Origin of the sequence: Planococcus sp. CAU13, from assembly GCF_000775575.1 — a bacterium.
Taxonomy (GTDB): domain Bacteria; phylum Bacillota; class Bacilli; order Bacillales_A; family Planococcaceae; genus Planococcus.
In genome coordinates, this window is the sequence record NZ_JRGN01000112.1 from 1 (window position 1) to 12622 (window position 12622).

The following is a 12622-nucleotide window of genomic DNA, read 5'->3' on the forward strand; positions in this document are numbered from 1 at the left end:
TGATCGGCAAAACGTCTTTTATGATCGGCATAGAGAATTACCCCTTCATCCGAAGGGTGACTTTTTCATTTCCCCATTTTTGATTCCCGTTTCCCAGATTTATCATTAAACAAAAAAAAGACGGGAACGAGTCCCGTCTCTCCTTTAAACCTGCTCCTGCAATTCCTTCGTTTCTTCCGTTGTAAATGCCCGGGATCGGGTCAAAAACCTTTTCCCTTCGACGCCTTCGAGAGAAAACATCCCTCCGCGCCCCGGCACCACATCAATGATCAATTGGGTATGGCGCCAGTATTCGAATTGATTTTTGTGCATATAGAATTTGGCGCCTCCGATGTCTCCCATATACACGTCCTGGTCGCCGATAAACAGATCGCCTTCCGGATAGCACATCGGCGAGCTGCCGTCACAGCAGCCGCCTGACTGATGGAACATAACAGGCCCATGCTTCTCTTTTAAAAACTCAATCAATTCAAGGGCGGCTTCGGTAGCTATGACGCGTTCAACCATTGCGATCCCTTCCTTTCATTGAAGAAGGACCCTTCACTCGATCAAAAGAACCCTTGCTTGTCCTGGCTGTAGCTGACGAGCATATTTTTCGTATTTTGGTAATGGTCCAGCATCATTTTGTGATTTTCACGGCCGAAACCGGACATTTTGTATCCACCGAATGCAGAGTGAGCCGGATACTGGTGATAGCAGTTTGTCCAGACGCGTCCTGCCTGGATTCCACGGCCGAAGCGGTAGGCTGTATGCGTATCTCGTGTCCAGATACCCGCTCCAAGTCCATAAAGCGTGTCATTGGCAAGTTCAAGCGCTTCTTCTTTTGTTTTGAATGTCGTTACGGAAACAACCGGTCCAAAAATCTCTTCCTGGAAAATACGCATTTTATTGTTCCCTTTAAAGACAGTCGGTTTGATATAGAAGCCTTCCGCCAAATCTCCCTCAAGCACATTTCGTTCTCCGCCTGCAAGGACTTCCGCGCCTTCCTGCTTTCCGATATCCAGATAGGACATGATTTTCTCCATCTGCTCCTGGGAAGCCTGCGCACCCATCATCGTTTCAGGATCAAGCGGGTTGCCGATTTTAATCGCTTCAACGCGCTTCAGCGCACGTTCCATGAACTCTTCGTAAATATCTTCCTGGATCAATACGCGGGATGGGCATGTGCAGACCTCTCCCTGATTCAGTGCGAACATGACGAATCCTTCAATCGCTTTATCAAGGAAGGCGTCATCCTGGTCCATAATATCTTTGAAGAAAATATTCGGTGATTTTCCGCCCAGTTCCAGTGTGACCGGAATCAGGTTTTGTGACGCATATTGCATGATCATCCGGCCAGTTGTCGTTTCACCGGTGAAAGCGACTTTGGCAACGCGCGGGCTGGATGCAAGCGGCTTCCCTGCTTCAAGTCCAAAACCGTTGACGATATTCAGAACGCCCGGTGGCAGTAAGTCGCCGACAAGTTCCGCCCATACCAGGATGCTGGCAGGTGTCTGCTCCGCCGGTTTCAGCACTACGCAGTTTCCTGCTGCAAGCGCAGGCGCCAGTTTCCAGGTTGCCATCAGCAGTGGGAAGTTCCATGGAATAATTTGCGCAACCACTCCGAGCGGCTCATGGAAATGATAAGCGACCGTATCCTCATCCAATTGGCTGAGCGATCCTTCCTGAGCACGGATGACTCCCGCAAAATACCGGTAATGATCAATTGCCAAAGGAATATCGGCATTCAAAGTTTCCCGCACTGCTTTACCGTTGTCCCAGGTTTCTGCGACAGCAAGCATTTCCAGGTTCTGCTCCATTCGATCTGCAATCTTTAAAAGAATATTGGCGCGTTCCGTAACCGATGTTTTGCCCCAGGCATCTTTCGCCGCATGGGCCGCATCCAGCGCGGCTTCGATATCTTCCGCAGTCGAACGTGCAACTTCTGTGAATTTTTTGCCGTTTACAGGAGAAACATTGTCAAAATACTGTCCTTTTGCCGGTGCTTTCCATTCACCGTTGATATAATTTTCGTACCTTTCCTTAAATGAACTCTTGGCACCAGCCGTATTCGGAATTGCGTATTCCATTACCATTCTGTTTCCTCCCCTTAAATGAATTGCCGTCGTGTATGCGCTTCCATTTAGAGTTTACTCTGTCCGCACATAAATGAAACAGCTCACCTCCTATATTGTCAAATTTATTTGAAAATTGCAATAGTTAAAGCTCATCTTTTTCTTGATCGGCATAAATAGCCACTCGTTTTGTTCTGCCTGATTTGAGGGTATAATGGAAACACAGAGCAAATTCTAGCGATTGAAGGGATTTTATTATGCGAATCAATAAATTTTTGAGCGAGACAGGAATCACGTCGCGCCGCGGCGCTGATAAATATATCGAAGACGGCCGTGTCACCATCAACGGCAAACCGGCAGAACTCGGCAGCAAAGTTCAGGCAGGCGACGAGGTGAGGGTCGACGGGAAGATCATTGAACAGCCAGAGCGCGAATATATCTACATCGCCCTGAACAAGCCGGTCGGCATCACAAGCACAACTGAACGCCATATCGAAGGCAATATCGTCGATTTCGTCAATCATCAGGAACGGATTTTTCATGTCGGCCGCCTCGACAAGGATTCAGAAGGACTCATTCTTCTGACAAATGACGGCGACATCGTCAATGAAATCCTGCGGGCTGAAAATGAACATGAAAAAGAATACATCGTCAGAGTCGACATGCCGATCACCGACTCCTTCCTGAAAAAAATGGAAGAAGGCGTTGAAATTCTGGACACGGTCACGCTTCCCGCAAAAGCAGAAAAACTGACAAAATACATTTTCAAACTGACAATCAAACAAGGGCTGAACCGCCAGATCCGCCGCATGTGCTCGGCACTCGGCTACGAAGTGCGCAGCCTGCAGCGCATCCGGATCATGAATATCCGCCTCGGAGATCTGCCTGTCGGCGAATGGCGCGACCTGGCCGATGACGAACGCGATGAATTATTCAGGCAGCTCGATTACAAACCAAAACGTTGAGGAGGATTTTGCATGCTGACGATGATGACCACACCGAATCATACGGGTGTTAAAATAAGCGGGGATTATTTTGATCTGGATGAATTGAACCAGGCATTTTATAAAGTAATCGGCAAGGAAAACCAATATTTCGACTTCGAAGGCTCACGCAGGCGCATTCTTGGTATCTCATATGAAATCCGCCATGCTGCCCAGGGCGACCGCAATGTCGAATTTGTATTTAACGGCCTGCACGAGGATACAATGAAAAAACATCAATTTATCGCACCGGATAAAAACATCTATTTTTCTGTTGAAATTCTGTGGCCCGAACTGATTTATGCAGCGATCGCGTTAAAGGATTTTGTCAGCCTTTATCAAAAAAAGGTTTCACAGTCTATCTGGGATTTACATCTCCCCGTGATTTACCGTTTCCAGTCGTTGGTTCTTGATTGTCTCCGCGGACATATCCCCGATTCGGAATATGAAACGATTCTGGCGGCGTTCAACCAGCCGGCCACTGTGGATGATTATGCTATTCAGTACGTGGATCTGATGAATTTGAAATATATCGGAATGACAAAAGAGCAGCGTGAACAGAGCCTTTCCACCATTGCTTTGAAACTGGCGGTGCAGGACAAGGAGTATCAGGCATTCCGCCAACAGGTCCTTGCAGCCGCAAATCCCGCAAAAAAACCGATTCACGAAATCGAAATTTCTGCGGAGTATCCTGAAGTTATTGAATGGTGACGCAAAGATAAACTGCATGTAAAAAGCCCGAGTCGTCAGACAAGGGCTTTTTTTCATGGCTGGAAGTGAATCCCCTGCACCGTTTTAGAAACACGGGAAGAAGGGTATATTTCCTTAAACGGTCAAATATTGAAGCACTGGAGTGATCTATGATGAGAAAATGGATTTTACCGCTCGGCATCGTTTTTCTGCTGTCTGCCTGCGGCGGCGAAGAAACCCCGGAGCTGGAAGACGAGGGTCAGACGGAAGTGTCCGCTCCTGAGGGCGATGAACTCGATCCAACCGATCCGGCAGAAGTGGAAAATGCCGAAGCTGTCACAGTTTCAGATCTCGTGGAAGGAAATGTTGAAGACGGAACGCCTGTTGAAATTTCCGGAACGGTCGAAGAATTTGCGGATGATGTGGCTTTCCCTTCCTTTATCCTCGTCAATGACGGCCAGCAGGTCTACATTCGGAATATGGCGGAAACAGCTGTAGAAGTCGGAGACAATATCCAGCTTGAAGGCATCTATGACGGCAACGCGGAAGAAGACTTGCCCCTCATATCCGCTTCTGTCATAACCGTGGATTAAGCTGAATTCCAAATTTGTATAATTGAAGAAAACCGGCCAAATGAATGGCCGGTTTTTTATATTGATTTTCGTAAAATTTACTTCTCAGGTTCAGCCGGCTCCGAAACTTCATCGAGCGCAATGTCTGCGTTGCCATAAGATTTGTCTTTTACTGCAATATCCCCAAGTGCAACGATTCCAACGACTTTGTCATCTTCGACGATCGGCAAACGGCGAATCTGGTGCTCCGCCATTAATTCAGCCGCATCTTCCACAGACATGTCCTTGCTTCCAGTCACCATATCTGTTGTGAGAATTTCAGAAACTGCCGTATCCAATGATACATTCTCAGCAATTCCCCGGGTCACAAGGTCACGGTCCGTAATGATGCCGATGAGCTTGTCATTATCGACGACCGGAATGGACCCAACATTGATTTCCTTCATTCTTGCTGCCACTTCCTGAAGCGATGACTGCGGCGTACACGTATCCACATCGCTAGTCATGATATCTGTTACTTTCACTGAAAATACCTCCTTTTATTTTTAATTGCATTCCTTATTTATCCCTTCTGAAAGGAATGAAACCTTTTCAGCAATCAAAAAAGCGATTCCGCGAAAGAAAGCGGAATCGCTGCATGGAGCTTATTCAACCAATTGGATAAATTGTCTCGTTCGTTCATTCTGCGGATTTTCAAAGAACGTTTTGGGATCAGCCGATTCAATGATCGTTCCCTGATCGATCATGACGACCCGATCCGCCGCTTCTTTAGCGAACTTCATTTCATGTGTGACGACAATCATCGTCATTCCTTCTTCTGCCAATTGTTTCATAACCTGCAGCACTTCACCGACCAATTCCGGGTCGAGAGCAGAAGTCGGTTCATCAAACAGCATGACTTTCGGTTCCATTGCCAGCGACCGCGCAATGGCAACACGCTGCTTTTGACCACCGGACAGTTTGCTTGGATAAACGTTCGCCTTTTCTTCAAGGCCAACTTTTCGCAGCAGGTTCATGCCCAGTTTTTCCGCTTCTTCTTTTTTCATTTTTTTCACTGTAACGGGTGCTTCGATAACATTCTCCAACACGGTCTTGTGTGGGAACAGATTAAAATGCTGGAATACCATTCCGACCTCTGCCCGCACTTTGGTTAAATCATCTTTTTTCGGATTGATTGTCTTGCCATCGATAATAATTTCACCGCTGTTTATCATCTCCAGGAAATTAAAGCATCTTAAAAGCGTACTCTTTCCCGATCCACTGACACCAACGATAACGACCACTTCCTGAGGCTCCACATGAAGGTCGACGCCTTTCAGCACCTCAAGATCACCGAAGGATTTGTGTATATTCTTTCCGATTATCATATCTGTCCCTCCTTAGGCTCTGTCCACATCGAGTTTATTTTCATACAGGCGCAACAGGAATGTGAAAATCATTACGAGCACTAAGTAGTAGATACCTACGACAAGGAACGATTCAAAAAACTGGTATGATTGCGCTGCTTCCCTGTTGGCAAGCGAGAATATTTCTGCCACACCGATGATATAAACAAGTGATGAATCTTTCAATGTAATGATGAACTGATTCCCAAGCGGCGGAATCGAACGTCGTAAAGCCTGCGGGAATACAATTCGCTGCATCGTCTGTTTGCGGTTCATGCCAAGCGACATACTCGCTTCACGCTGTCCCGGGTCAACGCCCTGAATCGCTCCGCGGAAGATTTCTGCGATGTACGCCCCGTTGTGAACACCCAGCGCAATGGCCCCTGCCCAGAAGTTGGACATTGTGTAAAATTCAACGATCCCGAAATACAGGAACATAATCTGCACAATCAATGGCGTCCCGCGGATTACCGTAATGTAGAAATTGGCAATTCCCCGCAGTATTTTTGAACCTGAAATTTTCATCAAAGCAAAAATCAGGCCGATGACAGTTCCAAGGATTACCCCGATCGCCGTCAGCTGAAGCGTAACGACGACCGCTCTCAGGAATCCCGGATACGTCCGCATAAATACATCATAAACATCGATCAACAACTCTGGCATAAACTTCACTCCCCTTTATCTCTGTACCGACATGATTGAACTCCAATAAACGGAGTTCCTGAATGATCCCGACTTGCTTATTCGAGAACTTCCACGCCTTCCAGGTTAACATCGAGGAGATTACGTCCAAACCATTTTTGTGAAATCTCATCATACTTTCCGTTTTCGATAATAGCGGCCAATGCTTCATCGATTGCGGCAAGCAGCTCTTCATCGTCTTTGCGGACAGCAATTGACGGCTGCTCGATCCATAACGGATCCCCGACCATTTCAATTTCAAGCCCTTCATTCTGTGCTTCAAATCCAACCACATCCGCCGTGATAACGGCATCCAATCTTCCTTCAATCGCCAAATCCTGCAGCGCTACAACATCACTTGAGTAAATTTGTATATCATCCGTATGCTCCTGGGCAACGGTGTCATAAGTAGTTTGTGCAACAACTCCGATTTTCTTGTCTTTCAAATCCTCAATGGACTGGATTTCAGTATTTCCGGCACGAACAAAGATTGCCCCGCCCGAGTAATAATAAGGTTCAGAGAAACTGACCTGTTCTTCCCGTGCTTTCGTTTTGGACATCGAACCGATAATTGCGTCAAAACGGTTCGTGTTCAGGCCTTGGATGATCGTTTCAAACGGAGTCGTCACCGGATTCGGTTCCAGCCCCATTTCTTCAGCGATGGCATTGCCGATATCAATATCGAAACCTTGGAGATTGCCCCCTTCTTCAAAGCTGAAAGGTTTGTATAGGCCACTGGAAGCTGTGGTGAATTTGCCTTCCTCCATTAAATTCAAATCGCTTCCTTCCCCTTCAGAACCTGTTCCTCCCGATCCGTCAGAGGAATCTCCCCCGCCACATGCGGCCAAAATCATACCTGCCGATAATACGAGACCTAATAATGGATATTTCTTTTTCATATTGTTCTCCCCTTTTCATTTTATATTTGACCGGAACGCCTTGGCGATCCGGGACTTGCCATTTTGATGAGTACATTCAGATGAATACTTCCTTTTCCGTATATATAGCTTCCACTTTCGCCAAATTCCGCTTTACTTTTGAATGCTCCTTCACATAGATGAACCGCATAATCGAAGCAATCAACGCGTGCACCGCCGTATAGGAATCGATATTCAAATTTGAACTCACATACACTTCAAGCGTTATATCAGCATAGTCAGATGCCGGAGAATCTTTGGAATCGGTAATCAGCACAATTTTGGCTCCCTGCTTTTTTGCCGTCGCCAGTGTGTCGATGACCGATTTTGTATAACGCGGGAAAACAAATGCGATGACAGTGTCTTCTGAAGACAAAGCCGCCAGCTGCCTGTAATATTGGCCGTCCCCGTGCATCAGCAGTTCCGCATGGTCCAATGTGAGATTCAGCCAGGTGGCCATGAAATGAGCAAGCCCGAAATCGAAAAAATTACTCGTTACGTAGATATTTTCTGCCTGGCCAATGGCATCAACTGCCTGCAGCAATTGATCCTCATCCGTTGTTTGTTTCAACTGGACGATACTGGCGATATCCGCGTCCAGCAGATTTGCCAGGAATGATTGTTCGACAGCCGGAGCCGCTTCCGCTTCTTCGACTTGTTCAAAACGCTCTTCCACAAGTTTCCGCTGCAGAACGTGCTGAAATTCTGCATAGCCCCGGTAGCCCAATTTCTGCGACCAGCGAATTACAGTTGATTCACTGACATTCACTCTTTTTCCGACTTCAAGAGCTGAGGAAAACGCAAGAAAAATGGGTTCTTTGAAAAAAAGATCTCCAATCTTTTTTTGCCCGGAACTGAAATCTTTATAGGAATTTGAAACATTTCGCATTAAATCCTGCATTTTCTCAGCTCCCATTAACAAAATAAAGCTTAAATACATTTATAAGCTTACATCAATGCAGGGTTTCCTTCAATAATTAATCGAATATTCTTTAAAAAACATAAAAAAAAGAATAATTTCTTATTCCTTTTTCCCCACCGCACCCCCATCTAAACTACCAGAAAAATTTTAACGGCCCGAAGTCCATATCCCGTGCCTTACAGATTTTTTCAAGTATACTATTTGTATAACTTAGTAATGGAGTGTTGTCATTGAAATGGGACCACAGAATTTATCGTTTGTTCATTTTTTGGTACATAGTTGGAATCATTCTATTGGGATTTGATATCCTGCCTTCCTGGCTTGAATGGGCCAATGCCGTCTTTCTGATACTGGCCGGAACAATAGGATTCCTTTATTTTGTGAGGCGTTTCGGAAAAACTTACGGCATCACAATCGGACTGATCATATTTTTTGCTACGTTCATCGTTGAAGGGGCCGGCGCCAATTCTGGATTCCTTTTCGGCTCCTATGACTATACCGACCGCTTCGCCCCGAATTTATTCGGTGTGCCGATTGCGATCGGTTTTGCCTGGCTGATGGTGGTTGCAACCTCCCACGTTCTGGCCCGCTGGATTTTCCCGAATGGAACAATCGCTTATGCAGTGACCGGCGGCATTGGTGCGGTAATCATGGATCTGATCATCGATCCTGTCGCCTATCACATCAAAGGCTATTGGATCTGGGAAGATACAGGCTGGTATTATGGCATTCCCTGGACGAACTTCATGGGCTGGTTCCTGATATCCTTCGTGCTGCACCTTCTGATTGATTTTGTGATGCGCCGCAGATCAATGACCATCGACAATGACATACACGAACGCCGGCTGGTGCTGCTTTACCTTCTGATGATTGGCATGTTCGCCATGCTCGGTGCTCTTGGAGGTTTATGGCTGGCGGTGGCGGCAAGTGTGATTCCGGCGGTTATCCTGGCGGTAATCGCCTGGAACAGGAAGCCATCATGATCGAAGCGAAAAAAAGCCGTTTGTTCGAAAAAGGCTTCGGCATCTATCTTCTGCCGTTATTGCGCAAGTCCTTTTCCCACCTGCTCGCTTCGAATGTGCGGGAAATCCCGCGGCGCCCCGTGATTTTTATTGCCAATCACAGCTCCTGGTGGGACGGCCTGCTGTTTTTCCAGCTCAACCATAAGATCTGGAAACACGACATCCACATGATGATGCATGAGAAAAATCTGAAGAACTATATTTTTTTCCGCTATCTGGGTGCTTTTTCGATCGACAGGCAAAATCCGAAAAATATTATCCGTTCTCTGCAGTATACGGAAGAGTTGCTGAATGCCGGGAAATCAGTGGTGCTCTTTCCGCAGGGCGACGAATTCCATCAGGAAATCCGGCCGCTCGCATTTCACAGCGGCATCGGTTACCTTCTGGAAAAACATCCGGACATACCGGTCGTTCCGATTACGTTCTATTATTCATTCCGGCATGAACAGAAACCCGAAGTCTGGATTCGCCAGGGGGAAGTTTTATCCATCAATGAAATCCCGGGAGAGACCCGAAAAGAAAAAAGCAGCTCTTTGCAGCAAATCCTGACGTCTCAGCTGGATGGACTTAGAGAAGAAGTAATCGCAGAAAATACGGACGGCTTTATTGATCTGTTAAAAAAGGGGTGAGAAAAAGCAATGATGCTATGGATTTTCATCTCGTGCCTGGCCTTATTTCTCGTCTGGACGGCCGTTAACAGCTTTTTCATGCCTGTACTGCCTGGCTTCCCTTCAGTCAAAGGCAATCCACTGCTTTCCGTACTGGTGCCCATGCGCAATGAAGAACGCAATGTCGAAGCGCTGGTCGATGCATTGAAAAAGAGCAGCTATCCGAATTCCGAATTCATCATCCTGAATGATCAATCGTCGGATCGGACACAGCAATTGCTGGAAGCTGAAACAGCCGACGACAGCCGTTTTACTCTTTTGCAGGGTGCGCAATTGCCTGATGGCTGGGTCGGAAAAGTCTACGCCTGCCATCAGCTCCAGCGGGCTGCTTCCGGAGATTATCTGCTGTTTGTGGATGCCGATATCAGTTTCACCCCGGCAGCTTTTGAACAGTCTCTTTCCTTATTGCAGCAAACCGGAGCAAAATCGCTGTCCGGTTTTCCGGCATTTGAAGTTGCGCCTTTCTTGAGTAAACTGCTTGTGCCGATGCAGCATTTCGTAGTCTTTTTCCACTTGCCGCTCTACCTTGCCAATTACAGGATCTTCCCAGCGGCGACTGCTGCGCACGGAGCATGGATGCTTTTCGACAGACAGGCATATGATGACATCGGCGGCCATGAGGCTGTCCGGAATTCACTGGTCGAAGATGTACATATTTCCCGGGAAATAAAACGTGCAGGGCACCGAATGGTTCTCGCCAACGTCACCAAATCAGTGAACAGCCGGATGTATGAAACAAACCCTGAAGTATGGGAAGGTTTTTTGAAGAACAGTTATACCGGCATTGGACGCTCGCCTGTTATGGCTGTAATTTTGACTTTGTTCTATACGGGCTTTTATGTATTTCCTCTTTTACTGGCATTATTCGGACTTTTTATCGGTAAGCCGTTATTTCTTCTTCCTTATATGCTCGGATGCCTGCAGCAGCTCTATGTAATGGTTCGCACACGTCAAAATCCCCTTCTGGCATTTCTGATGCCGATTCAGGCGGGGGCGATGATTGCCGTTCTGCTGCACGCAATGAAAAAATCATGGAGCAGGCAAGCCTATTCATGGAAAGGCAGGAATTATTCATGAAAAAAACAATCATCATCGGCGGCGGCCTCGGCGGGCTGTCAGCGGCTGTAACGCTTGCGAATGCCGGCATGTCTGTGGAGCTGTATGAAAAAAACGGCCACCTCGGCGGCAAATTGATGCCGGTTCGGCTCGGAAGCCATACGTTCGACTTCGGTCCGAATACAATTACCATGCCGGAAGTTTTCGATTCGGTTATTGAACAGACCGGTGAATCTGCGGGGGATTATTTCGATTTGATCCCTTTGGAGACACACACAAGAAACCATTTCCCCGATGGCCAGCACCTTGATTTTTCATCTGATACAAAAATTATGCAGCAGGAATTGGAACGTTTCGCTCCCACTGACGCTCCCGATTACAGGCGGTTCCTAGACGAAATCACCCGCATCTATAATTTGTCTGAACGTTACTTCTTCCCTTCCAGTTTCCACTCCTGGCGGGATTATCTATCTCCTGCCTTAGGTAAGGCTTTGATGCAGGTTCGTCCCCTGGAAACGATGGACCATTTCTATAAGCGCTATTTCCAGGATACAAAATTGCTGCAGGCGTTAGGCCGCTATGCGACTTATATCGGCTCGTCCCCTTATAAAGCGCCCGCCACTTTTTCAATGATCGCTTATCTGGAATTGGTGGGCGGAGTATATTACGCAAAAGGTGGAAACGTCCGCATCGCCGAAGGCTTTGCAGCAGTTGCGAGAAAGCAGGGCGCGCAGCTGCAGACGGGTACAGCTGTAAATAGAATTATCGTCCGTGACGGGCAGGCTGTTGGCGTGGAACTCGAAAACGGCAGTGTGTCCGAAGCGGATGCTGTAATCCTGAATGGTGACCTGCTCACCGCCTTCCCTCAACTGACCGCGGAAAGCGAGCGCCCTTCTTTCACTGATAAAAAGAGCGTTTCCTATGAACCATCGATTTCCGCTTTCGTCATTCTGGCAGGTTTAGACACTCGTCTTCCTGGGCTGAAACACCATAATGTCTATTTTTCGGATGATTACGTCAGTGAATTTAACGACCTTTTCGAGAAGAATCGTTATTCCGATCAGCCAACAGTCTACATCAGCAACTCCTCCTGCACAGACCCTGAGGTGTCGCCGGATGGGGATAACCTGTTCATTCTTGTGAATGCGCCAGCGTTGACTGCTGATGGGAAGCTGCAGATTGATGCCGACGCTTATAAAAACCGTATCTACGATTTTCTCAAGGAATACGGCATCGATATCCGAAGCCACCTCGTTGAGGAAAAGACGTTTACCTCGTCTTTTATTGCGGAGAATTTCAACGCATTCCGCGGCGCCTTGTATGGCCCGTCATCGCATAAAAAAAAGGATGCATTTCTGCGGCCCGCCAATGCAAGCACGGATATCAAAGACCTTTATTTTGTCGGAGGCAGCACCCATCCTGGCGGCGGCTCGCCCATGGTGACCATGAGCGGCCATAATGTGGCACTGAGGATATTGAAGAAGTTTGGAATTTAACGCTTTTTTAAACAGGCGTGCGGGATTCATCCTGTTTTTTGCGGAATTTCGAATTGAAGAGGCTTTTTTTTCGAAAAATCTCTGTTTTTGAGAATTAATTCAAGTTTCGGCAAGCCGAAATGGGGTAAATTCCAGGAATTTTATGCTTTATGATCGGCAAACCGGCTTTTATGATC

The 12622-nt window shown here is 47.0% G+C and carries 14 protein-coding genes; 7 read left to right on the plus strand and 7 right to left on the minus strand.

The genetic code is table 11. The features are described from left to right. Nucleotides 1-144 precede the first annotated feature (144 nt). Both KW93_RS04900 and adh read right to left on the minus strand, forming a co-directional pair. Nucleotides 145-507 (minus strand): DUF779 domain-containing protein, encoded by a 363-nt coding sequence (locus KW93_RS04900; RefSeq protein WP_033541862.1) that lies wholly within the window; start codon nt 505-507, stop codon nt 145-147. Between the two features lie 41 nt (nt 508-548). Continuing rightward, on the minus strand, nt 549-2069 hold the full coding sequence (gene adh / locus KW93_RS04905; protein ID WP_033541873.1) for an aldehyde dehydrogenase: 1521 nt from the start codon (nt 2067-2069) through the stop codon (nt 549-551). A gap of 242 nt (nt 2070-2311) precedes the next feature. Here adh and rluF point away from each other — a divergent pair, with 242 nt between their 5' ends. From rluF to KW93_RS04920, 3 genes are all read left to right on the plus strand, one after another. Next, the gene (gene rluF / locus KW93_RS04910; RefSeq protein ID WP_033541863.1) at nt 2312-3019 is read left to right on the plus strand and encodes a 23S rRNA pseudouridine(2604) synthase RluF; all 708 of its coding nucleotides are present in this window, start codon (nt 2312-2314) and stop codon (nt 3017-3019) included. 12 nt (nt 3020-3031) lie between these two features. Next, on the plus strand, nt 3032-3748 hold the full coding sequence (locus tag KW93_RS04915; RefSeq protein WP_033541864.1) for a DUF6904 family protein: 717 nt from the start codon (nt 3032-3034) through the stop codon (nt 3746-3748). Between the two features lie 152 nt (nt 3749-3900). After that, on the plus strand, nt 3901-4320 hold the full coding sequence (locus KW93_RS04920) for a hypothetical protein (protein ID WP_033541865.1): 420 nt from the start codon (nt 3901-3903) through the stop codon (nt 4318-4320). Nucleotides 4321-4397: 77 nt separating this feature from the next. Here the strand turns inward: KW93_RS04920 and KW93_RS04925 are convergent, their stop codons facing one another. The 5 genes from KW93_RS04925 to KW93_RS04945 form a co-directional block, all read right to left on the minus strand. Further along, entirely contained in the window at nt 4398-4823 is a 426-nt protein-coding gene (locus KW93_RS04925; protein WP_033541866.1) for a CBS domain-containing protein, read from the minus strand. Nucleotides 4824-4943: 120 nt separating this feature from the next. Further along, nucleotides 4944-5666: an amino acid ABC transporter ATP-binding protein gene (locus tag KW93_RS04930; RefSeq protein ID WP_033541867.1), complete on the minus strand. Its 723-nt coding sequence runs from the start codon at nt 5664-5666 to the stop codon at nt 4944-4946. A 12-nt stretch (nt 5667-5678) separates the two neighbouring features. Next, nucleotides 5679-6347: an amino acid ABC transporter permease gene (locus KW93_RS04935; RefSeq protein WP_033541868.1), complete on the minus strand. Its 669-nt coding sequence runs from the start codon at nt 6345-6347 to the stop codon at nt 5679-5681. A 77-nt stretch (nt 6348-6424) separates the two neighbouring features. Continuing rightward, a complete protein-coding gene (locus KW93_RS04940; RefSeq protein ID WP_033541869.1) occupies nt 6425-7264 on the minus strand; it encodes a transporter substrate-binding domain-containing protein in 840 nt (279 codons plus the stop codon). Between the two features lie 76 nt (nt 7265-7340). Then, nucleotides 7341-8183 carry a MurR/RpiR family transcriptional regulator gene (locus KW93_RS04945; protein ID WP_033541870.1) on the minus strand — a complete coding sequence of 281 codons (843 nt, stop codon included), beginning with the start codon at nt 8181-8183 and terminating at the stop codon, nt 7341-7343. A gap of 251 nt (nt 8184-8434) precedes the next feature. Here KW93_RS04945 and KW93_RS04950 point away from each other — a divergent pair, with 251 nt between their 5' ends. From KW93_RS04950 to KW93_RS04965, 4 genes are read left to right on the plus strand one after another with little or no spacing between them, the layout of a single operon-like run. Further along, entirely contained in the window at nt 8435-9187 is a 753-nt protein-coding gene (locus tag KW93_RS04950; protein WP_033541871.1) for a carotenoid biosynthesis protein, read from the plus strand. Continuing rightward, nucleotides 9184-9855 (plus strand): lysophospholipid acyltransferase family protein, encoded by a 672-nt coding sequence (locus tag KW93_RS04955; protein WP_033541872.1) that lies wholly within the window; start codon nt 9184-9186, stop codon nt 9853-9855. Before KW93_RS04950 ends, KW93_RS04955 begins: the two co-directional genes overlap by 4 nt. 9 nt (nt 9856-9864) lie before the next feature. Beyond that, nucleotides 9865-10971: a glycosyltransferase gene (locus tag KW93_RS04960; protein WP_327078711.1), complete on the plus strand. Its 1107-nt coding sequence runs from the start codon at nt 9865-9867 to the stop codon at nt 10969-10971. Beyond that, nucleotides 10968-12446: a phytoene desaturase family protein gene (locus KW93_RS04965; protein ID WP_033541875.1), complete on the plus strand. Its 1479-nt coding sequence runs from the start codon at nt 10968-10970 to the stop codon at nt 12444-12446. Before KW93_RS04960 ends, KW93_RS04965 begins: the two co-directional genes overlap by 4 nt. Nucleotides 12447-12622 lie beyond the last annotated feature (176 nt).